This is a genomic window from Streptomyces boetiae (assembly GCF_031845405.1).
Lineage (GTDB): Bacteria > Actinomycetota > Actinomycetes > Streptomycetales > Streptomycetaceae > Streptomyces > Streptomyces boetiae.
This window is the reverse complement of record NZ_JAVREN010000006.1, coordinates 1-21590: the sequence shown is the minus strand read 5'-3', so window position 1 is coordinate 21590 and position 21590 is coordinate 1. Positions and strand designations below refer to the sequence as shown.

Here is a 21590-nt window from a genome sequence, read left to right as displayed (position 1 = left end):
ACGGTGTCACTCCTCGATGTAGTCCTCCAGCCGGACCCTGTTCAGGGCCTCGGCCGGGATGCGGTTCTGCTCCGGCATGGCGCGGTCCAGGGGGCGCGTGGCGTCGATGAGGACCTTGCGCGTGCCCATGGCCGTGGTGAAGAGCGTCGGCATGTTGTGGACGAGGTCCACGTCGCGGGAGGGGTCGGTGTAGACCATCACGGCCCACAGGACGTCCTCCTCGTCGAAGACGTCGATGGCCGCGTCGACCACGACGACGGTCTGGAAGGTGAAGGACTCCTGGAGCGCGGCCAGGGCGACCGCCTTGCCCTGGCCCTCCTTGGACTTCTCGACGGCGACGTAGCAGGCCAGCCGGCCGCAGCCCGAGTAGGGCAGGTGCACGGCCTTGACCATGGAGCCGAAGCGGTCGGTCAGGGTGTTGAACAGGGACCCCTCCTTGGGGATCTGCCCGACGGTCATGTGGTCGCGGTGCCCGGCGAAGACGTCCTGGAGCAAAGGCTCTTCGCGGTGGGTGATCGCGGTGACGTCCATGACGGGGCGCAGGGTCTGCGCCTGGTACTGGCGGGTGATGTCGCCGAAGGGGTCGCAGATCTCGCGGACGCCGGGCGGGACGGTGCCCTCGATGAGGATCTCCGCGTCGGCCGGGACCACGAACTCCTCGCCCCAGGTGCGGGAGGGCACCAGGCGCAGCGGCTCCCCGAGGTAGGCGCCGATGGTGGCGTAGTCGTCGTTCTGGTAGGAGGTCAGGCCCATGCTGCCGAGGTAGAACGCCGGGTGGTGCCCGAGGACGGCGACGATCGGCATCGGCAGGCCGCGGTCCTCGTAGTGCTTCAGTGCCCGCAGGGAGTCCGGGGAGTGGATGGTGATCCGCAGCCGCCGGGGGGAGTCGAAGTCGTAGAACGCCTTGATGAAGGCGACGTTGTAGGCGCCGGACTCGGGGTCGCGGACGATGAGGGTCATGGTCAGGCAGGGGCCGTAGTCGCCCTCGGAGTGGGTGACGATGGGCAGCCGGGAGGTGTCCACGTCCTGGCCGGTGTGGACGACCTCCTGCGCGGGGGCCGCCCCGGGGGGCACGGTCACGGGCGGCAGGGGGTGGCGGCCCAGGCGGGCGAACTCCAGGGCCAGCTCCATGCCGGGGCGGGCCGGGTCCGCGCCGAGCGCCCGCGCGCAGCGTTCCCGGGTGGCGAAGACGTTCATGACCACGGGGACCGGGGAGGGGCGGCCGGCCACGTCCGTGGGGGACTCGAAGACCACCAGGGGGCGGCGGCCCCGGCGATCGAGCTTCTCCAGGATCGCGGTGCAGTCGAACTCCTGGGGGACGACGGGCTTGGCGACGCGCAGCAGGTCGTCCGGCGCCTCGGCCTCCAGCGTGGCGAGGAAGTCTCTGAGGTCTTTGGCCATGGGGCGTGCGCTCCTGCTTCTCGTGGCCCGGGCGAGCACCGGGCGGCCGGGCCGCCGCGGTGCGGCGGGGCCCGGACACTCCATCGGACGCTGATGAACGAGCGAGGCGGCGTTTGTTACGTCCGCGTGAGACGTCCTACCACCGAACCACCTCGCCCCGACCCCGCGAAGACCCAGGACGACACCGGAATGTGACCTGGCTCACTGCGGGCTACGGGGAGGCATCATGCTGTCTTTTTCATATCTTCCTGTCAAGAGGTTGCCGCGAGACTTCACCTCGGAGAAACATCGACCCCCTATGACCTGCGGAAACGTCACCCAGCATCCCTCACCCCGGACGCTCTCGCCAACCCCTTGCCTCAGATTTAATTAACTTCTAGACTCCGGCATCCGGACCGCGCAGACGAACACTGACTGGAGGAACCCGAAATGAGCTGGGACTTCATCGCCACCTGCCGTGAGGAGCTGAAGCTCTGCGGAGTGCACGAGGGAGAGTCGGTGGCGATCCTGACGAGCGACGCCGACGAGGAGCGCCTGGGGTACGCCAACGCCTTCATGGCCGCCGCCAAGAGCCTGGGCGCGCTGCCCTACCACGTCCGCGTCCCCGCCAGCCGCGGCAAGGGCGGCGGCGGCTGGAAGGTGGGGACCACGCCCCTGGAGGGCCACGGGCCGGCGATGGCCGCCCTGAAGGAGGCCGACATCGTCGTGGATCTGGTCTTCCTGCTGTTCTCCAAGGAACAGCTGGAGATCCAGGCCTCCGGCACCCGCATCATCCTGGCCGTGGAGCCGGAGGACGTGCTGACCCGGCTGCTGCCGACCCGGGAGCTGGGCGAACGCACGGAGTTCGCGGGCGAGTTGCTGCGCGGCGCCAGGAACCTGCGCATCACCCACGAGTCCGGCACGGATGTCACCTACGAGCTGGGCAAGTACCCCGTGATCGCGCAGACCGGTTACAGCGACAAGCCCGGCGGCTGGGACCACTGGCCCTCGGGCTTCGTCTTCACCGGCGCCCACGAGACCGGCGTCAACGGCCGGGTGGTGCTGGCCCCGGGCACGATCGTCTACCCCTTCAAGGACTACATCCGCACGCCCATCGACATCCGGATCGAGGAGGGGATGATCACCGACATCCGCGGCGACCTCGACGCGGAGCTGATGAAGGACTACATGGCCCAGTTCAACGACCCCAACGGCTACGCGATCTCGCACATCGGCTGGGGCCTGAACGAGAAGGCCCTGTGGTCCTGCCTGAAGATGGACACCCGCGGCATCGGCCAGGAGGGCCGGGCGTTCTACGGCAACGTCCTCTTCGCCACCGGCCCCAACCAGGAGCTGGGCGGCTCCAACGACTCCCCCTGCCACCTGGACATCCCGATGCGCGGCTGCTCCCTCTTCCTCGACGACCGCCAGGTCATCGACACCGGCGACCTCGTCATCGAGGAGATGCGCCCGCGCGGCTGACCCCGCCGCGCCCGCCGACGGGCCCGGCGGCGGGCGGCACGCCGCCCCCGCCGCCGGGCCTCCCACCCCCTTCCGAGGACTGCGAAGGCCCGGCCGGGCGGACGGCCGGCCCATGCGACCATGACCAACGTGAAGAAGACCGACCAGGCGGCAGACTCCTCCCGCACCGACACGGAGGCGGTCGCCACCCAGGAGACGATGACCGACATCGCGGTGGAGGAGATCCGGAAGCGCATCGTCCTGGGCCGGCTCCCCGCCGGGACGAAGCTGCGGGTCGACGTGCTGGCCACCGAGCTGTCGATGAGCCGCGTGCCGGTGCGCGAGGCGTTCCGCGAGCTGCTGGCGGAGGGCCTGACCGAGATCTACCCCTGGAAGGGAGCGGTGGTCACCGAGGTCCGGCGCCAGGACGTCGAGGAGGGCTACCGCATGCTGGAGTACCTGGAGGCCATGGCCGCCGAACGCTGCGCTGCCGCCGCCCCGGAGGAGACGGCCGCCCGGATGCGGCCCCACCTGGAGCGACTGGAGGCGCTGTCGGCCGAGGCCGACCCCGAGAGGTACCTGGAGGCGCACCGGGCGCTGCACTTCGAGGTCTTCCGCGCCCTGGGGCCCGGCCTGCTCCAGCGCACCACGCGGATGATCTGGCACGCCTGCGAGCGGTTCATCAACATCTCCGCCCAGGGCGACCGCCGTCAGCAGGCCCACCGCGAGCACGCCGAGCTGGTGCGCTGCTACGAGCACGGCGACGTGGTCGGCGCGGTGGGCCTGACCCGGATGCACGTGGCCCACGGCCGCGAGGCAGCGCTGCGGGGCTTCGGCTTCGTGGCCTGAGCCGCCGGCCCCCCGCGCGGGACCGGCGGTCCCCGCCCGCCCTGTCCCGGGGCCGACCGTCTTGGTGGGAACGCTCCAAGGGCCAGGGGGCTTTGTTGTGCCCGGGAAGGGTCCTGGGGGGTCGCGGCGGGCCCCAGACTTGCGGGTGCGGTGGCCGCCGGGCCGCCGCGCGAGCCCGGACCGGCCCCAGGAGGACTGACCTCGTGAGCGAACGCGTCGTCGCGCCCCGTCATCGCGGTTTTCTCTACGTCGACGCCCACCCCGCGGGCTGCCGACGGGTGGTGGAGGACATGTGGCAGGCCGTTCCCGCCGCCGCGCCCGCCCCCGAGGCCGAACGCCCGGTGGCCCTGATCATCGGTTCCTCCGCCGGCTACGGCCTCGCGGCCACCGTCGCGGGCCTGCGGCGGGCGGGCATCCGCGGCGTCGCGGTCTGCTTCGAGAAGGAGCCCACGGGGCGGCGCACCGGCACGGCCGGCTGGTACCGGACGGCGGCGACGGCCGAACTGGCCCGCCAGGCCGGGCAGGCCGGACAAGAGATGGTCTTCCTCAACGGCGACGCCTTCGGCGACGACCTCAAGGAGCGGGTGGCCACCCTGATCGAGGAGCGCTTCGGCGGGCGGCTGCACCACCTGGTGTACTCGGTGGCCGCGCCCCGGCGCACCGACCCCGACACGGGCGCGACGTACTCCTCCGTGCTCAAGCCCGTGGGCGGGCCGCACCGCACCAAGACCCTCCTCTTCGAGGACGGGGACGTGCCCGTGGTCCGCGAGGTGGAGGCCGCCGCCGCCCAGGGCGACGACGTGGAGCAGACCGTCAACGTCATGGGCGGCGCCGACTGGGAGCGGTGGATCGCGCACCTGGCCGGGCGCGGCCTGCTGGCCGAGGGCTTCGCCACCGTCGCGCTCACCTACATCGGCTCGCCCCTGACGGCGGCGCTGTACCGGCAGGGCACCATCGGCGCGGCCAAGGCCCACCTGGAGGCCACGGCCGGAATCCTCCACGAGCGGCTGGAAAAGCTGGTCGGCGGCCGGGCGTTCACCTCCGTCAACGGCGCCGCGGTCACCCAGTCCTCCACCGCGATCCCGGGCATCGCGCTGTACACCGGCCTGCTGCGGGGCGTTCTCGGGGAGGGCCTGGTGCCGCCGGCCGCGCAGCTCTCCGCGCTGTGGGACGACCTGACCGGGGCCGCCCCGCTGCCCGTGGACGGGGAGGGCCGGGTGCGCCTGGACACCTGGGAGCTGGAGGAGGAGGTGCAGGCCGCTGTCACCCGCCGCTGGGAGCTGGCCACGACCGAGTCCATCGCCGAACTGGCCGACGTGGACTGGTTCCTGGGCGAGGTCCGCCGCCTGTACGGCTTCGCCGTGCCGGGGATCGACTACGACAGGCCGGTCGAGACGGCCGTGCCCTGGCCCGGCGCCTGACGCCGGGCCGGGCCGGTGGTCCGTGCGGGCTCCCCCCCGCACGGACCGGCCTCGGGCCGCCCCGGGACCCACCGCAGCCGCCGGTGACGGCCGCAGGGCGGGGTCCCCCGGGGAGTCACCAGGTGACGGGCAGCCACTTCAGGCCGCCGGTCCCGCGCTCCTCCTCGCCGCGCAGCTCCGCGAGCGGCACGGCCGTCCGCAGGCCGGGAAGGCGCTGGAAGAGGAGGGAGAAGATGGCCCGCAGCTCCATCCGGGCCAGCGCCGCGCCCACGGTGGGGGCGAAACCCTGCCCGGAGCCGGTCTGCGGGGGCGCCGGGGTGCGGAAGATGTCGAAGCGCTCCGGCTCGGGGTAGACGCTCTCGTCCATGTTGGCGACGCTCGGCGAGAGCAGCACGGCCTCGCCGGCCCGGATCGTCACCTCGCCCACCTCGATGTCGGCGCGCGCCCAGCGCGGGAAGTGGTCCTCCACGGGGACGCTCACCCGCAGGATCTCCTCGACGGCCGCCTCCACCAGCGCGGGGTGGCGGCGCAGCGCCTCGCGCTGCTCGGGGTGGCGCAGCAGCAGGAGGGTGCCGTGGTCGATGCGGGCGACGGTGTTCTCGTGCCCGCCGAGCAGCAGGTGCACCGCGATGTCCGCGATCTCGTCGTCGGTCAGCAGCGGGTGGCCCTCGGCGGCGGCGATGAGGTCGCTGACCAGGTCGTCCCCCGGGTGCGACCGCTTCTCACCGACGAGTTCGCGCATGTGGTGCTGCATCGCCATCACGGCGCCCGCGGCGTCCGCCGGGTCCACCAGGCCGGCGAAGCGCGCCGACCACAGGCGGAAGAGGTCGCGTTCGGCCACGGGGACGCCCAGCAGCTCGCAGATGGCGATGACGGGCAGCGGGAACGACAGGTGCTCGTGCAGGTCGACCGGGGGCTGCCGCTGGGCGAGGCGGTCGATCATGCCGGTGGCGAGCGCGCGGACGTGCCCGGCGACCAGGCGCGCCCGGCGGGCCGAGAACGCCGGGGCCAGCACCTCGCGATGCAGGCGGTTCAGCTCCGGCTCGGTGTCGAAGTCCCCGGTGGGGCCGCCGAAGAGGAGCGATCCCGAGACGCGCGGCGCGCTCGAAGGGTCCGGGTGCGAACGCCCGAGGCGCTCGTCGGCGAAGAGCTGCCGCACGGTGTGGTAGCGGGTGGCCAGCCAGGCGAGGTCGCCGGCCTCCGTGCGCACCCTCACCAGGGGCGCGCGCTCTCGCAGCCGCGCGTACTCGGGGGCGATCTCCAGAAGGCCGGAGCGGCGGAACGGGAGCTGCGGCAGGTCCGTGTCCACCGTCATGTGATTCACCTTTCTGCGTTTTCTCCGGGCTTTCCCGGGGCCCGCGGGATCTGCCGCGACCACCTGCCTCGCCGTCCGCCGTCCGGGCTCCCGGCGGAGAATTCGGCAGGTGCTTTCCATCCTCCCGTCAGGACCGGGGCGGGCAACCCCTACCCGGCCCATAGGAGGTGAGTAGGGGCCCACCTGCCCCGAAAGCAGGGGGCTAGGGGATTCGCGGGGCGGGCCCCGGCACTGGCATCGTTGCGGAGCGGAGGCGCCGTCACCGCCGGCCGAAATCGCTGGGAGGGCTTCACCCATGACCCGTTTCTCTCCGGCGGCCCGGCCGCCGGCCCGCCGAGTCCGCCCGGATTTCCCGGCTTCGGGGAAAAAGGCGAGAACAGCGGAAAGAGCCGGAAGAGCGCGGAAGGCGGAGAAGGGGCGCGGAATTCCCCGCGGGAGCGAGGCGTGAGCGGCGGCTGGCTGGTCACGGGCGCCGGCGGCATGCTCGGGCGGGACGTCCTGGCCCGCCTGGCCGCGGACGGCCACCGCGCGCGGGGCCTGGACCGCAGGGCCCTGGACATCGCCGACCGCGCCGCCGTGCACGCGGCCCTGCGCGAGACGCGCCCGGCCGTGGTGGTCAACTGCGCGGCCTGGACGGCCGTCGACGAGGCCGAGGCGCGGCCCGAGGAGGCCGCGCGGGCCAACGCCGAGGGCCCGCGCCGCCTGGCGGAAGCGTGCCGGGAGGAGGGCGCGGTGCTGCTCCAGGTCTCCACGGACTACGTGTTCGCGGGCGAGGCCGACTCGCCCTACGCCGAGGACGCCCCCACGGCGCCGCGCAGCGTCTACGGCCGCACCAAGCTGGCGGGCGAGCTGGCGGTGCGCGAGATCCTGCCCGAGGCCGGGTTCGTGGTCCGCACCGCCTGGCTCTACGGGGCGGGCGGGCCCAACTTCGCGCGCACGATGATCCGCCTGGAGCGGGAGCGGCCCACGCTGGAGGTGGTGGACGACCAGCGGGGGCAGCCCACCTGGTCCGCGGATCTCGCCGCCCTCCTGGCGCGGCTGGGCGAGGCAGCCGCCGCCAAGGACGTTCCCGCCGGGATCTACCACGGCACCAGCGGCGGGGAGACCACGTGGTGCGGCTTCGCCCGGGAGATCTTCCGGCTGCTGGGCGCCGACCCGGAGCGGGTGCGGCCCACCACCAGCGCCGCCTACGTGCGGCCCGCCCCGCGCCCGGCGTACAGCGTGCTGGGGCACGGGCGCTGGGGAGCCGGGGAGGCGATACGGCCGTGGCGTCAGGCGCTGGCCGCGGCGTTCCCGGCGCTGCTGCGGGCGGAGGGCCGTTCCCGGACGGACATGGCCGGGGCGGACATGGCCGGATCAACGGGCGCGGCCGGCACGGCAGTCGGCCACGAGGACGTCAGGAGGGGTTGAGGACGATGCGAGCGCTGTCCATCGAGGGGGCCTGGGTGACCAGGCCGCGGGTCTTCCCGGACGAGAGGGGCTCCTTCCACGAGTGGTTCCGCGGCGGGGACTTCCGCGCCGCGACGGGCCACGGCCTGGCGCTGGCGCAGGCCAACTGCTCGGTCTCCCGCCGCGGCACCCTGCGCGGCATCCACTTCGCGGACGTGCCGCCCGGCCAGGCGAAGTACGTGCGCTGCGTGCGCGGCGCGGTCCTGGACGCGGTCGTGGACATCAGGACCGGCTCCCCGACCTTCGGGCAGTGGGAGCTGGTCCGGCTGGACGACGCCGACCACGACGCGGTGTACCTCTCCGAGGGCCTGGGCCACGCGTTCTTCGCGCTGACGGACGAGGCCACCGTCGTGTACCTGTGCTCCGAGGGGTACTCCCCCGGCCGCGAGCACGGGATCAACCCGGTGGACCCCGACCTGGGCATCGCCTGGCCCGCGGACATCGAACCGCTGCTCTCCCCTAAGGACGCCGGGGCGCCCACGCTGGCGGCGGCCGAACGCGAGGGGCTGCTGCCGTCGTACGAGGAGTGCGCCGCGTTCCGCAAGAACCTGGCCTGATCTCCGGCCTGACGCCGGATCAGGCCACGGCGGGTCCCTGCTCCGCGATCCAGTCGGTGACGGAGGCGTGGCGCGGGGACCAGCCCAGGGCCTCGCGGGCCGAGCCGCGCACGCGGCAGTTGGAGGCCAGCCCGTGCAGGGCCATGCCGCTGCCCCAGGCGGCGACGGCCTCCTCGATGCCCCAGGGCTCGGGGCCGGGCAGGCCCAGGGCCTTGGCGAGGGCGGCGGTGAGCGCGCCGAAGGACTCCTCGCCGTTCTCCACGAAGAAGAACGCCCCGGGCAGGGCGCGTTCGAGGGCCAGCAGGTAGAGCTCGGCGAGGTCGTCCACGTGGGCGTGGGACCAGACGTTCTGCCCCGGGCCTGCGTGGCGCACGACGCCGTCGGCCCTGGCCTGGCGGACCAGGGCGGGGATCTGGATGCTGTCGCGGCTGGGGCCGCGGCCGTGGCCGTAGATGAGGGTGGGGCACAGCACGGCCGCGCGGACGCCGGACTCGGCCGCGCCCAGAGCCAGGCGGTCGACGGCCACCCGCTCCGCCTTGTCCGGCAGGGGCGTCCAGGCCGAGCCGGGGGTGACGTCCGCGTCGGTGAACACGGCCTCGGTGGCCCGTCCCCCGGCGCCGTCGCTGACGATGCTGGAGCCGCTGGTGTGCACGAAGGGCTTGCCCGAGCCGGCCAGCCCGGCGATCAGCGCCTCGACCGCGCCGCGGTGGTCGCTGTCGGCCGCGTTGATCACGGCGTCCGCGGCGCGGGCCCGCTCCGTCAGCAGCTCAGCATCGTCCAGGGTGCCGAGGACCGGCTCGGCGCCGAGGGCGGCCAGAGCCTCGGCCTTGGGCCCGCCGCGGGTGAGCCCGGCGACGGCGTGCCCCTCCTTGAGGAGCCGGACGACGACCGTCCCCCCGATGTATCCGGTCGCACCTGTCACGAAGACCTTCATCCGGCCCCTCCAGCATCTCATTTACTTGCACACGCCTATTATTGCGATTCAAGATTGACGCCGTGCGCAAGCTTTGTCAAACGCCGGGCTCACCGGGCCGCCGCCTCCCGGTGGCCCGCGGCCGTCTCCTCCAGCACCCGCTCCAGGGGCGTGGCCCCCACGCCCAGCTCCCGCTCGGCCGCGCCCGCGTCCACCTCCAGCGGGCGGCGGTAGAGGTAGGCCATCTCGGGCAGCTCGGCGATCACGGAATCCGTCGCGCCCAGCCGCTCCAGCTCCTCCTCGGGCATCGCGCGCAGCCGCGGCGCGGGCGCGCCGCTCACCCCGGCCAGCCGGGCGGTCAGCTCCCGGGCCGGGAGGTCCGAGGCCGAGGGCACGTGCCAGGCCCGGCCGAACGCCCCCTCCCCCGCGCGGGCCACCGCCACCAGCGTGGCGGCGGCGTCGCCCGTGTACGTCCAGGCGTGCGGCGCGTCCAGATCCGCCGGGTAGGCGGCCGGCTCCCCGGCGAGAACGGCCGGGGCGACCGTCAGGTTGAACAGCGAGCCCGCGCCCCGGCCGAGGTAGTCGCTGCCCCGGACCTCCGCGGCCAGGACCCGCCCGGCCTCGTGCGCGGCCAGCGCCTCCCGCCACATCGCGGCCCGCACCCGGCCCTTGCGGGTGACGGCCGCCAGCGGCAGGTCCTCGGTCAGCGGGCCGTCCACCGGCCCGTAGCCGTAGACGTTGCCCAGCAGCAGGTACCGGGCCCCGGCGCTCGCCGCCGCGGCCAGCACCGCCTCCGACAGCGGCGGGAACAGCTCGGGCCAGCGGTCGTAGGGCGGCATCGCGCAGTGGAACACCGTGGCGGCCCCGGCCGTCAGGCCGCTCAGCCGGTCGGCGTCCGTGGCGTCGGCGGCGACGCGCTCGACCCCGGGGAGGTCCGGTCCGCTCCCGCCGCGGGTGATCACGCGGACCCGCTCGCCGGATGCGGCCAGCAGGCGGGCGACCGCGGAGCCGACGGGACCGGCACCGATGACGACATGAGTGGGCATGGGTGTGCTCCTGGGGGAAGGGGTGGGCCTCGCGCCTCGGGCGAGGGCGCCGGGAAGAACCGACGCCTCAGCCTGCGTTGGGCCGGTGGGACCCGACAGGGGTCCACGTGCCGAAGAACCGGAGGATCGGGCCATGCCGCACCGCACCGGGGACGGAACCGACGAGCCCGCCCCCTCGGCCCCGCCCGCCCCGCACCGGGTGGCCGTGGTCGCCGTGCCGCCGCTGACGACGTTCGACCTGTCCATCCCCGGCCTGGTCCTGGGCGAGCTGCGCGTGGACGGGCACCCCGCCTACGACGTGCGGGTCTGCACCGCGCGGCCCGGGACCGTGCGGGGCCTGGGCGGCCTCGACGTGGTGCTGCCGCACGGCCTGGACGAGGTCGCGGAGGCGGACACCGTCCTCGTCACCGGCATCTGGCGGCCCGAGAGCACCGACCGGCGGGTCCTGAACGCGCTGCGCGAGGCCGCCGCCGCGGGCCGGCGGATCGCCTCGATCTGCTCCGGCTCCTTCGTGCTGGCCGAGGCCGGCCTGCTGGACGGGCGCGCGGCGACCACGTACTGGGAGTACAGCGACGTCTTCCGCCGGCGCTACCCCGACGTGGACCTGGTCGGCGACGTGCTCTTCGTGGACGACGGGCAGGTGCTGACCTCGGCCGGCGGCTCGGCCGGGGTGGACCTGTGCCTGCACCTGATCCGCAACGACCTGGGCGCGGCCGTCGCCGCCGAGGCCGCCCGGCGGCTGATCGCCGCCCCGGTCCGGCCGGGCGGTCAGGCCCAGGTGGTGCAGGCCCCGCTGCCCGAGGAGCGGGGCCTGTCCCTGGCCGCGACCCGGGAGTGGGCGCTGGGGCGGCTGGACCGGCCGCTGGCGTTGCCCGACCTGGCCCGCCACGCGCGCACCAGCGTCCGGACCCTCACCCGCCGCTTCCGCGCCGAGACCGGGCTCAGCCCTTTGCAATGGCTGCTGGAGGCCCGGCTGGACCGGGCGCAGGAGCTGCTGGAGCGCACGGACCTGACGATGGAGCACGTCGCCCACCGCAGCGGCATCGGCACGGCCGACTCCCTGCGCCGCCACCTGGCCCGCCGCACCGGCCTGACGCCCCGCGCCTGGCGCGCCGCCCACGCCCGGGTCCCGGCCACGCCCTGACGGGAGCCCGACGCGGCGGCGCGGGAGGGGCGTTCACCCGCTCCGCGCCGCGCGCCCGGGCCGCCTTCAGCCCTTGACGCAGACCACCTGCCGCAGCCGCGCCACGACCTCGACCAGGTCCCGCTGCCGGTCGATGACCTGCTCGATCGGCTTATAGGCGGCCGGGATCTCGTCCACCACCCCGGCGTCCTTGCGGCACTCCACGCCCCGCGTCTGCTCGGCCAGGTCGGCTTCCGTGAACCGCCGCTTCGCCGCCGCCCGGCTCATCCGCCGCCCGGCCCCGTGCGAGGCCGACCGGAAGGAGGCCGTGCTGCCAAGACCCCGCACGATGTACGAGGCGGTCCCCATCGACCCCGGGATGATCCCCAGCTCCCCCTCCCCGGCCCGGATCGCCCCCTTCCGCGTGACGAGCAGGTCCATCCCGTCGTAGCTCTCCTCGGCCACATAGTTGTGGTGGCAGTTCCCCGTGAGGATGTTGTCGGCCAGCGTGAAGGCGTGCGTGCCGTCCACGACGGCGCAGAAGACTTCCTCGACGGCGCCGGTCCGGCGGACCGCACGAACGGTCCACCCACGGCGTTCGACGGCGTCGCGGTGCGCGGCCCACCGGATGCGGTGCTCCTCGTGGAGGAAGAACTCCGCTGTCAGGTCTGCGCGGGAGATGCCCATGACATACATGGCCCGGGCCTCCCGGGCGGAGCCGCGCCGCACCCTGGACCGGATCGGCAGTGTCCAGATGCCCAGCGTGTCGCAGGCGGCCTTGAAGAACTCCAGGTTCTCCCGGCTCGCCGACCAGATCGCGGGCCTGCCGGTCTTGCCGACCTCGCCATCCGCCGCGAAGTAACCGGCCAGCCAGCCGTAGAGCTCGCCTTCGTCGCTGGCGAGCGAGGGGCACTCCGTCTTCCACTCGCGAGGGAGGCCGTCGAGTCGCCGGTAGGGCCTGACCTCCCCCGTCGCGAGCCGCTCGGGGGTCACCTCGGCGGGCGGCACGTGCCGCTTGACGCCCGTGGCCGCGTCGTACCGGTAGTAGTAGGTGAGCAGCGTGCCGCCCACGCCCTGGAAGCAGGGCAACAGGGCCGCGTCCTTGTCGCCGTAGAACAGCGCACAGGCGCGCCCGCCTCCGGGGCGAGCGGTCCCGTCGCCGAACACGAAGCCGCGGGCGACACCCGAGGGCGCCGGGCTGAGGCCGCTGACACGGTGCGGGAACGCGTAGTCGAGCCTGTCGCCGACCCGGAGTTCGCGCGTGATCGCCTCCATGCGGTTGTGCTTGGTCTTGGCGCGGAGCAGCCAGCGGTGCTCGGCCGTCGCGCGGATGACCTTCTCCTTGCCGAATCGCCCGACGACGACCTCGTACAGCGGCTGCTCGCCGAACGATTCGACCGGCGCCTTCACCCACTCGCCGCCGGTGGTGAGCAGTTCGTGCCACGCGCCCGCCAGGTCGCGAATCGGCCGGACACCCTGACGGGTGAGGACTTCGGTCTCTCCCGCGAAGCACGAGATCTCCTCGCCGAAGCGGGGGCCGGCCCCGGCGAACTCCTGGCGGACGGCGTTCTTCAGGAGGGACATCATCACGGCGCGGTTGTGGCGGGCGTACTCCTGGGCCCAGAAGAGGTCGTGGCGGTAGGCGTCCATCTGGGGGGTGCCGGTGACGAAGACGGCCAGGTCGCGGTCGATCAGGCCCTGGTTGTGGGGGAGCTTCCGGGCGACGCCGATGTGGTGCTCGGCCAGCTCCTTGCCGATGTTGCGCGAGCCGGAGTGGAGCATCAGCCACACGGCGCCCTCGGTGTCGAGGCAGACCTCGACGAAGTGGTTGCCCGAGCCGAGCGAGCCCATCTGCTTCTCTGCCCGCTCCCGGCGGAAGGAGACCGCGTCGGCCACCCCGTCGAACCGGTCCCAGAACGCCCCCCACCCGGCGGTGGCGAAGCCGTGCAGGCGCGCGGGGCTGACCGGCTCCTCGTGCATCCCGCGCCCGGCCGGGATGGCCCGCTCGATGCGCGAGCGCAGCCGCGACAGGTCCTCGGGCAGGTCCTCGGCGGTGAGCGAGGTGCGGACCGCGGACATGCCGCAGCCGATGTCCACGCCCACCGCCGCGGGGCACACCGCCCCCTCCATCGCGATGACCGAGCCGACCGTGGCGCCCTTGCCGAAGTGCACGTCCGGCATCACGGCCAGGCCGCGCACCCAGGGCAGGGTGGTGACGTTGTGCAACTGGCGCAGCGCGGCGTCCTCGACCTCGGCCGGGTCGGCCCACATCCGGATCGGCACGCGGGCGCCGGGCAGTTCGGTGTGCATCGGGTCCCTCCCCCGTAGACGACCTTCGGTCACTCATGGTGTCGGGGGGAGGGTGGGGCGGCAACGCGTTTTCCCCCGCGCCGGGCGGGGGTCGGTGCCGGGGGCGGCTCAGGGCAGGCGGGGCAGCGCGGCGCAGTTGGGGGCGGCGGGCTCGCCTTCGAGACGGTCGGTCAGCCAGGCCAGCGCGTCGCCCTGGTCCGCGATCAGGGGCAGGAAGTGGTTGGTGAGGACGAGGCCGTCGCCGAGGTTGGGCAGGCGGACGGGCACGTAGGTGACGTCGGCGCCGCGCGCGCACCAGTCGACGGCCAGGCGCCTGGCCTGGGCGTGCGGGACGGTGTCGTCGGCCACGCCGGTGGCCACGCGGACGGGAACGGCCGGGCGGGCGCGGCCGAGGCGCTGCGCGGCGAGGAAGGCGCGGGCGGCGGGCTCGCGGGCGACGAGTCCGCCGACGGTCTCGCCGGTGGCGGTCCACTCGGTGGACTCGGTGAAGCCGTGGGCGAGCATCCCGTCGCCGACGCACATCTCCGCGCTCTCGGCCAGGGCCTCGCGCCCGGCGTCGTTGAGGTTCTCCTCGATGAGGGGCAGGAGGGCGGGGTCGGACTCGGCGGCCCCGTTGACGGTCCAGCCGATGGCGGAGGCCAGGGCGCTGCCGTCGACGCCTTCCAGGACGGCGGCGAGGTCGGCGGGCGGGGCCCCGGAGTAGACGCCGGCGAGGGCGAGTTCGGGGGCGTAGGAGGGCTGGAGCTCGGCCGCCGCGGCGGTGGCGCCGCCGCCCTGGCTGTAGCCGTAGAGGCCCACGGGCGAGGCGGCGGTGACGGAGGCGCCCTCGACGGCGCGGGCGGCGCGGACGGCGTCGAGCACGGCGTGGCCCTCGTCGACGCGGTTGACGTAGGTGTGGACGCGGTCGGGGGTGCCCAGGCCGGCGTAGTCGGTGACGACGACGGCGATGCCCTCCGCGAGCAGGCGGTAGACGGCGATGTTCTCGTAGCCGACGGAGACGGTGCCGCCGAGGATGTCGAGGTCGAAGGGGTTCTCCAGGGCGAGGGAGGCCGCGCACTGGTCGCCCTGCCCCATGGTGCCGGGGGCGAGGGCCACCAGGGGGCGCGGGCCGGGGCCGTCCCAGTCCGCGGCGGGCTCGATGTAGGCGCCGGTCACGGCCATCGGACGGCCGCGCGAGTCCGTGGACTTGTACATCAGGCGGGTCGCGGTGCCGGGCAGGGCGCGGCCGTTGAGGCCCGGGAGCCGGAGGCCGAGGGTGAGGGGCTCGGTGCGCACCAGGGCGCCGTCGGCGGCGGGCAGCGTGGCGGGCGGGTCGTAGAACGCGGGGACTCCGGGCGCGTCGGCCTGCGCGGCGGGGCGCTCGGGGGCGCCGGAGGCGGGGGCCGGGAGGAACGCCACTCCCGCGCCGACGCTCGCCACCACGGCCAGCGCGCAGGCCAGTCGGCGCCGCGCAGACCCGCGGGTACGGCCGCCGCCGCGGGCGGGAGTGGGAGTGGGTGCGGTGGTCATCGGGGTCTCCTTGGCTCCGGCCGAGGGGGGCGGGGTGAGGGAAGTGAAGCACCCGGGAGGGCCGGTAAGTAACCGGTCAGTAATTCACGGGTCGGCAAAGCCGGGCTCCTCGGGGTGAGCCGCACCGGATGACGAGGCGGGGCGCGGCGGCGGGCGCGTTGCTCACTTCCGGAGCAGCCGGGGCGGGCACGGACGGGGCGGGGCCGGTCGGGGCGTCCAACGCAGTGCCCGGCGTGGACGTTGAACGGCCGTGCCCGGCGCGGGCATTGCACCGGCGTGCCCGGGGCGGGCGTTCAGGCGGTGTACTTGCGCAGGCGCTGGTGCGCGGCCTGGCGGGAGCGGCCCATGACGCGGCCGATGTCCTCCCAGGTGGCGTCCTGCATGCGGGCGCGGGCCGCCGCGCGGGGCAGGACGCGCTGGATCATGGCCTCCAGGCGGGAGGCGGCGGCCAGCGTGACCATGGGGCGGGAGTCCGCGAGGCGGTCCAGGTACCAGTCCACCGTCCGCACGGCCTCGTCGAGTTCGGACAGGGACTCCAGCAGGACGCCCGCCGCGTGCGCCTCCCAGGCGGCGTGCGGGGTGTCGTCGCTGCCGCGCCCCTCGGTCGCGCGGAGGTCCCCGGGGACGGCCGGGTGGTCCTCGACGTCGCGCCAGCCGCAGGAACAGACGGCCCGCACCCGGGTCGCCTCGCGCGGCCCGGCCTCGGCGTACGGGATCTCGGAGCCGTCCTCCAGCAGGGCGGCCATCGTGCCCTCGTGCCCGTACAGGCCGAAGCCCTCCAGCACCCAGCTCATGCCCCGGCCCTCTCCTCGCCCGCTCGAACGGCGCCCCGCCGCCCGTCAAGAAGCCTTGACGAAGGGGACGCGCCCGTCAAGACCTGTTGACGGGAGGGGACCCGGGGCGGTCGGGGGCCCGGGCTGACGAGGCCGGACTCGTAGGCCGTGACCAGGGCCTGGGCGCGGTCGTGCAGGCCGAGCTCGCCGAGGACGCGGCCTCCGTGCGTCTCGACGGTCTGTTCCGCGACGGCCCGTCCGGCGGCGGGCGGAGGGTGGCGGCGACTCGCCGGGCGGCCGGACGCGGACCACTAGATGTGGGGTCACGCACGCGACCCACCCCCAAGATGTATGCTCGTCCCGCTGCCGACGCAGGGGAACCCGGTGCGATTCCGGGACTGCCCCGCAACGGTGAGCGGCCTGCCCGCGTGCGCGCGGACGGGCCGCGAGTCCGAGTACCTGCCGGCGGTGCGCCCGGGGCAACGGCCCCGCGGCGCCGTACGTCCGGGCCTCGCGGGTGGGCCGGGGACGCCGCCGCCGGGCGCCGCCGCGCGCCCCGCCCCGGCACGCCCCCACTCCTCCCCGGCGCGGCCCGGGCCCTCGGTCATTCCGTGGAGGAGTACACGTGAGCGTCACCATCACGACCCCGCCGTTCCGGCCGCCCGCAGGCCCGGCCGCTGCCCCGCTCCCGCCCCTGGAGAGCCTGTGCGCGGACCTGCCGGGCGTGGACGCCGGGCGGGTCGCCGCCGCGGTCGCGCGGGGGCGCAGCGCGGAGGCGGACGAGGCGGAGCTGCGGGAGCTCGCGGTCGAAGCCGCCGCCTCGCTCATCGCGGAGGACCCGGGCTACTCACGGCTGGCCGCCCGGCTGCTGGCCCGGGGCATCGCCGAGGAGGCGGCCGGCGAGGGCGTGGGCGACTTCGCCTCCTCCATCGCGCTGGGCCACCGCGAGGGGCTGGTCGGCGCGGGCACAGCGGCGTTCGTGGCCGCGCACGCCGAGGCGCTGGAGGCGCTGATCGACCCGCGCGGGGACGACCGTTTCGAGTACTTCGGCCTGCGCACGGTCCACTCCCGCTACCTGCTGCGCCACCCGGTGACCCGGCGGGTGACCGAACGGCCGCAGCACTTCCTGCTGCGGGTGGCCTGCGGGCTGCGGACGGGCGACGGCGCGGCGGACGTGGCCGACGTGGCGCGGCTGTACGGCCCGATGAGCCGCCTGGAGTACCTGCCCTCCTCGCCGACGCTGTTCAACTCCGGGACACGGCACCCTCAGATGTCCTCCTGCTACCTGCTGGACTCGCCGCTGGACGAGCTGGACTCGATCTACGAGCGGTACGCCCAGGTCGCGCGGCTGTCCAAGCACGCGGGCGGCATCGGCCTGTCCTACAGCCGGGTGCGCTCGCGCGGCTCGCTGATCCGGGGGACGAACGGCCTGTCGAACGGCATCGTGCCGTTCCTGCGGACGCTGGACGCCTCGGTGGCGGCGGTCAACCAGGGCGGGCGGCGCAAGGGCGCGGCCTGCGTGTACCTGGAGACCTGGCACGCGGATATCGAGGAGTTCCTCGAACTGCGGGACTCCACGGGCGAGGAGGCGCGGCGCACGCACAACCTCAACCTCGCGCACTGGATCCCGGACGCCTTCATGCGGCGGGTGGAGGCGGACGAGGAGTGGTCGCTGTTCTCCCCGTCCGACGTGCCCGAGCTGACCGACCTGTGGGGCGAGGAGTTCGAGGCGGCCTACGCGGCGGCCGAGGCAGCGGGCAAGGCCGTGCGCACCCTCCCGGCCCGCGCGCTGTACGCCCGGATGATGCGGACCCTGGCGCAGACCGGCAACGGGTGGATGACGTTCAAGGACGCCGCCAACCGCACGGCCAACCAGACCGCGCTGCCCGGCCGCACGATCCACTCCTCCAACCTCTGCACGGAGATCCTGGAGGTCACGGACGACGGCGAGACGGCCGTGTGCAACCTCGGCTCCGTCAACCTCGCCGCGCACCTGGCCGAGGGCGCCCGCGCCGGCGCCCCGGAGGAGGCGATGGACTGGGCCCGCCTGGAGGCCACGGTCGGGACGGCGGTGACATTCCTGGACCGGGTGGTGGACATCAACTTCTACCCCACGCCGCAGGCCGCCGCCTCCAACGCCCGCTGGCGCCCGGTGGGCCTGGGCGTGATGGGCCTCCAGGACGTGTTCTTCCGGCTGCGGCTGCCGTTCGACTCCGAGGAGGCGCGGCGGCTGTCGACGCTGATCGCGGAGCGGATCGCGCTGGCGGCCTACCGCACGAGCGCCGAGCTGGCCGCTCGCCTGGGCCCGCACCCCGCCTGCGCCGAGACCCGCGCCGCCCGCGGGACGCTGCACCCCGACCACTTCCCCGGGGCGGTCCCGCACTGGGCGGAAGAGTGGGGGCGGGTGCGGGAGCTGGTCGCGCGTGACGGCCTGCGGAACGCGCTGCTGCTGGCCATTGCCCCGACCGCGACCATCGCCTCGATCGCCGGGGTGTACGAGTGCATCGAGCCGCAGGTCTCCAACCTCTTCAAGCGCGAGACGCTCAGCGGGGAGTTCCTCCAGGTCAACCCCTACCTCGTCGCCGACCTGAAGGCGGCGGGCGGCTGGACGGAGGAGCTGCGCGAGGCACTGCGTGAGCACGGCGGCTCGGTCCAGGAGGTCCCCGGGCTGCCGGGGGAGATCCGGCGGCTGTACCGGACGGCCTGGGAGCTGCCGCAGCGAGCCCTGATCGACCTGGCCGCCGCCCGCACGCCCTACCTCGACCAGAGCCAGTCGCTGAACCTCTTCATGGCAACGCCGACGATCGGCAAGCTCAGCTCGATGTACGCCTACGCCTGGCGCGCCGGCCTGAAGACCACGTACTACCTGCGCTCGCGCCCGGCCACCCGGATCGCCCGCGCGGCCGGTGCCGCGGCCGTTCCCGAGCGAGCCGGTCCCGGACGGGCCGCTCCCGAGCAGGCCGTCCCGGAACAGGCCGTCGCCTGCTCCCTGGGGAACCCCGAGACCTGCGAGGCATGCCAGTGACCGCCCAGCCCGCTCCCGGAACGACCGGCCGGACCGGCGCCCGGACGCCGCACATCCTCGACCCCGGCTTCGAGCTGACGCTGCGCCCGATGCGCTACCCGGCCTTCTACGAGCACTACCGCAACGCCATCAAGAACACCTGGACCGTCGAGGAGGTGGACCTGCACGCGGACGTGGCCGACCTGGCGCGGCTGAGCGAGGGGGAACGCCACCTGCTGGGGCGCCTGGTGGCCTTCTTCGCCACGGGCGACTCCATCGTGGCGAACAACCTGGTGCTCACCCTCTATAAGCACATCAACGCGCCCGAGGCCCGGCTCTACCTCTCGCGACAGCTCTTCGAGGAGGCCGTGCACGTCCAGTTCTACCTGACGCTGCTGGACACCTACCTGCCCGATCCCGAGGACCGCTCCGCCGCGTTCGCCGCCGTGGAGAACATCCCCTCCATCCGGGAGAAGGCACAGTTCTGCTTCCGGTGGATGAGCGCGGTGGAGGAACTGGACGCGCTGCGCACCCGCGAGGACCGGCGCCGCTTCCTGCTGAACCTGGTCTGCTTCGCCGCCTGCATCGAGGGACTGTTCTTCTACGGCGCCTTCGCCTACGTGTACTGGTTCCGCTCCCGCGGCCTGCTGCACGGCCTAGCCACGGGCACCAACTGGGTCTTCCGCGACGAGTCGATGCACATGGACTTCGCCTTCCAGGTGGTGGACACCGTGCGCGCCGAGGAGCCCGGCCTGTTCGACGAGGATCTGGGACGGCAGGTGACCGCCATGCTGGAGGAAGCCGTCGAGGCGGAGCTGCAGTTCGCCCGCGACCTGTGCGGGGACGGGCTGCCGGGGATGAACACCGACTCCATGCGGCAGTACCTGGAGTGCGTGGCCGACCAGCGCCTGGCCCGGCTGGGCCTGCCCCGGCGCTACGGCTCGCGCAATCCCTTCGGCTTCATGGAGCTGCAGAACGTCGAGGAGCTGACCAACTTCTTCGAGCGCCGCGTCTCCGCCTACCAGGTCGCGGTCGAGGGCTCGGTGACCTTCGACGACGAGTTCTGAGGAACGGCCTCTCCGGGGCCGGGTGCCCGGGTCAGGCGGAGGTGGGCCCGCTGGGGCGCGGGTGACGGGCGGGCCCGCGCGGGAGGCGAGCGCCGCGCGGTTGGCGGCGAGTCCTGCCCCGGGACAGGTCTCTGGCGGGGGTGACGACCCCAGTCGAGCCGGGCGCCCTCGGCCAGGCGCATGGCCTGCCGGCGGCGTTCCTTCAGCGGGTGCTCGCGGCGGGGGCCGCGGGAGCGTCGGGGGCCGTGGGGAGACTGTGCCTGCGGCACTGGATGCCATCAACCATGGAGCGGCGCCAGCCTCCGCGAATCTTCGCCCCGCCCTTGCCCAAGGTTGCGAAGAGGGCTGCGAAGAGGACCGTGGACGCCGCGCAGGACGGGGCGGTCAGCGGTCGTCGGCGAGGGGGAAGGGGACGAAGGTGCTGGTGTGTTCGTCGGTGGCCAGGGCGCGGCCCAGCGGCGGGGCGGCGCGCTGGGCGCAGTCGAGGCGCTCGCACACCCGGCAGCCCATGCCGATGGGGGTGTCGGCGGCGGTGTTGGCCAGGTCCAGGCCGTCGGAGTAGACGAGGCGGGCGGCGTGGCGGATCTCGCAGCCCAGGCCGACGGCGAACGTCCGGCCCGGCCGCCGCCAGCCCCCGCGGTTGCGGGTGACGGTGCGGGCGGTCCACAGGTACCGGCGCCCGTCCGGCATCGCGGCGATCTGCACGTGGACCTGGCCGGGGGCGGCGAACGCCTCGTAGACGTTCCACAGCGGGCAGGTGCCGCCGGCGCGGGAGAAGTGGAAGTCGGTGGCGGACTGCCGCTTGGACATGTTCCCGGCGCGGTCCACGCGGACGAAGGAGAAGGGCACGCCGCGCAGCCGCGGGCGTTGCAGGGTGGACAGGCGGTGGCAGACGGTCTCGTAGCCGACGCCGTAGCGGTCGGCGAGGCGTTCGATGTCGTAGCGCAGCTCCTCGGCGGTGGCGTGGAACTCGCGGTAGGGCAGGATCAGCGCGGCGGCCAGGTAGTTGGCGAGGGCGACGCGGGTGAGGGACCAGGTGCCGGTGCCCGGCTCGAAGTCCTCGGCGGCGAGCCGGGACAGCTCCGCGTCGTACTCCAGCAGCGCGAGCTGGGTCGCCATGCGGAACGCCCGCTGCCCGGGGCGCAGCAGGGGCGAGAGGTGCAGGATACGGCCGGAGGGATCGAAGCGGTGCGCCTCGTCGGCGCGGCCGGTGGGGCCGGTGACCAGGCGCACCCCGTGGCGCTCGGACAGCCGGTCGGCAAGGGCGCGCAGGATCTCGCCGGGGCGGATGCCGGTCCCGGCGGCCAGGGCCTCGGCGGCGGTGTCCGCGTCGTGCAGGTAGTTCTGGCGGCGGTAGAAGAAGTCGCGGATCTCCTCGTGGGGGGAACGGGGAGCCGCGGGGGCGGGCGGGTG

Annotated in this window: 16 protein-coding genes, 3 pseudogenes and 1 riboswitch; of the genes and pseudogenes, 8 read left to right on the top strand and 11 right to left on the bottom strand. The window is 74.3% G+C overall.

Features of this window, described 5'->3' with window-relative positions; genetic code table 11:
• Positions 1-6: 6 nt before the first annotated feature.
• Positions 7-1401, bottom strand: coding sequence for a UbiD family decarboxylase (locus RM780_RS05745; RefSeq protein WP_311629393.1), 1395 nt, complete (start codon positions 1399-1401; stop codon positions 7-9).
• A 429-nt stretch (positions 1402-1830) separates the two neighbouring features.
• Here RM780_RS05745 and RM780_RS05740 point away from each other — a divergent pair, with 429 nt between their 5' ends.
• From RM780_RS05740 to fabV, 3 genes are all read left to right on the top strand, one after another.
• Complete coding sequence (locus tag RM780_RS05740; protein ID WP_311629392.1) at positions 1831-2862, top strand: M29 family metallopeptidase; 1032 nt, start codon at positions 1831-1833, stop codon at positions 2860-2862.
• A 120-nt stretch (positions 2863-2982) separates the two neighbouring features.
• Positions 2983-3690, top strand: coding sequence for a GntR family transcriptional regulator (locus RM780_RS05735; RefSeq protein WP_311629391.1), 708 nt, complete (start codon positions 2983-2985; stop codon positions 3688-3690).
• Positions 3691-3893: 203 nt separating this feature from the next.
• A complete protein-coding gene (gene fabV / locus RM780_RS05730) occupies positions 3894-5111 on the top strand; it encodes an enoyl-[acyl-carrier-protein] reductase FabV (RefSeq protein WP_311629390.1) in 1218 nt (405 codons plus the stop codon).
• A gap of 115 nt (positions 5112-5226) precedes the next feature.
• Here the strand turns inward: fabV and RM780_RS05725 are convergent, their stop codons facing one another.
• Positions 5227-6426 carry a cytochrome P450 gene (locus RM780_RS05725; protein ID WP_311629389.1) on the bottom strand — a complete coding sequence of 400 codons (1200 nt, stop codon included), beginning with the start codon at positions 6424-6426 and terminating at the stop codon, positions 5227-5229.
• A gap of 444 nt (positions 6427-6870) precedes the next feature.
• On the opposite strand from RM780_RS05725, the gene rfbD reads away from it, so the two are divergent.
• Positions 6871-7836 carry a dTDP-4-dehydrorhamnose reductase gene (gene rfbD, locus RM780_RS05720; protein ID WP_311629388.1) on the top strand — a complete coding sequence of 322 codons (966 nt, stop codon included), beginning with the start codon at positions 6871-6873 and terminating at the stop codon, positions 7834-7836.
• Positions 7837-7841: 5 nt separating this feature from the next.
• A complete protein-coding gene (locus RM780_RS05715) occupies positions 7842-8432 on the top strand; it encodes a dTDP-4-dehydrorhamnose 3,5-epimerase family protein (RefSeq protein WP_311629387.1) in 591 nt (196 codons plus the stop codon).
• 19 nt (positions 8433-8451) lie between these two features.
• On the opposite strand, the gene RM780_RS05710 is transcribed toward RM780_RS05715, so the two are convergent.
• Both RM780_RS05710 and RM780_RS05705 read right to left on the bottom strand, forming a co-directional pair.
• A complete protein-coding gene (locus RM780_RS05710; protein WP_311629386.1) occupies positions 8452-9354 on the bottom strand; it encodes an NAD-dependent epimerase/dehydratase family protein in 903 nt (300 codons plus the stop codon).
• Positions 9355-9455: 101 nt separating this feature from the next.
• Positions 9456-10391, bottom strand: coding sequence for an NAD-dependent epimerase/dehydratase family protein (locus tag RM780_RS05705; RefSeq protein ID WP_311629385.1), 936 nt, complete (start codon positions 10389-10391; stop codon positions 9456-9458).
• Positions 10392-10524: 133 nt separating this feature from the next.
• Here RM780_RS05705 and RM780_RS05700 point away from each other — a divergent pair, with 133 nt between their 5' ends.
• Entirely contained in the window at positions 10525-11535 is a 1011-nt protein-coding gene (locus RM780_RS05700; protein ID WP_311629384.1) for a GlxA family transcriptional regulator, read from the top strand.
• A 66-nt stretch (positions 11536-11601) separates the two neighbouring features.
• Here RM780_RS05700 and RM780_RS05695 read toward each other — a convergent pair whose 3' ends face one another.
• The 6 genes and pseudogenes from RM780_RS05695 to RM780_RS05670 form a co-directional block, all read right to left on the bottom strand.
• Positions 11602-12201: an RtcB family protein gene (locus tag RM780_RS05695; protein ID WP_311629551.1), complete on the bottom strand. Its 600-nt coding sequence runs from the start codon at positions 12199-12201 to the stop codon at positions 11602-11604.
• A gap of 72 nt (positions 12202-12273) precedes the next feature.
• Positions 12274-12789, bottom strand: a pseudogene (locus RM780_RS05690) (LAGLIDADG family homing endonuclease); the annotation flags it as partial.
• Between the two features lie 198 nt (positions 12790-12987).
• Positions 12988-13824, bottom strand: a pseudogene (locus RM780_RS05685) (RtcB family protein); the annotation flags it as partial.
• Positions 13825-13932: 108 nt separating this feature from the next.
• Positions 13933-15333 (bottom strand): lipase family protein, encoded by a 1401-nt coding sequence (locus RM780_RS05680; protein WP_311629383.1) that lies wholly within the window; start codon positions 15331-15333, stop codon positions 13933-13935.
• Positions 15334-15626: 293 nt separating this feature from the next.
• Positions 15627-16127 (bottom strand): hypothetical protein, encoded by a 501-nt coding sequence (locus tag RM780_RS05675; protein WP_311629382.1) that lies wholly within the window; start codon positions 16125-16127, stop codon positions 15627-15629.
• Between the two features lie 116 nt (positions 16128-16243).
• Positions 16244-16357, bottom strand: a pseudogene (locus tag RM780_RS05670) (DNA-binding response regulator); the annotation flags it as partial.
• Between the two features lie 124 nt (positions 16358-16481).
• Positions 16482-16566, top strand: a riboswitch (cobalamin riboswitch).
• A gap of 165 nt (positions 16567-16731) precedes the next feature.
• Here RM780_RS05670 and RM780_RS05665 point away from each other — a divergent pair.
• Positions 16732-19131 carry a ribonucleoside-diphosphate reductase subunit alpha gene (locus tag RM780_RS05665; protein ID WP_394812891.1) on the top strand — a complete coding sequence of 800 codons (2400 nt, stop codon included), beginning with the start codon at positions 16732-16734 and terminating at the stop codon, positions 19129-19131.
• A complete protein-coding gene (locus RM780_RS05660; RefSeq protein WP_394812890.1) occupies positions 19122-20177 on the top strand; it encodes a ribonucleotide-diphosphate reductase subunit beta in 1056 nt (351 codons plus the stop codon). The genes RM780_RS05665 and RM780_RS05660 overlap by 10 nt, the downstream gene beginning before the upstream one ends.
• Before the next feature lie 384 nt (positions 20178-20561).
• On the opposite strand, the gene RM780_RS05655 is transcribed toward RM780_RS05660, so the two are convergent.
• On the bottom strand, positions 20562-21590 hold a 1029-nt coding region (locus RM780_RS05655), incomplete at its 5' end, for a short-chain fatty acyl-CoA regulator family protein (protein ID WP_311629381.1).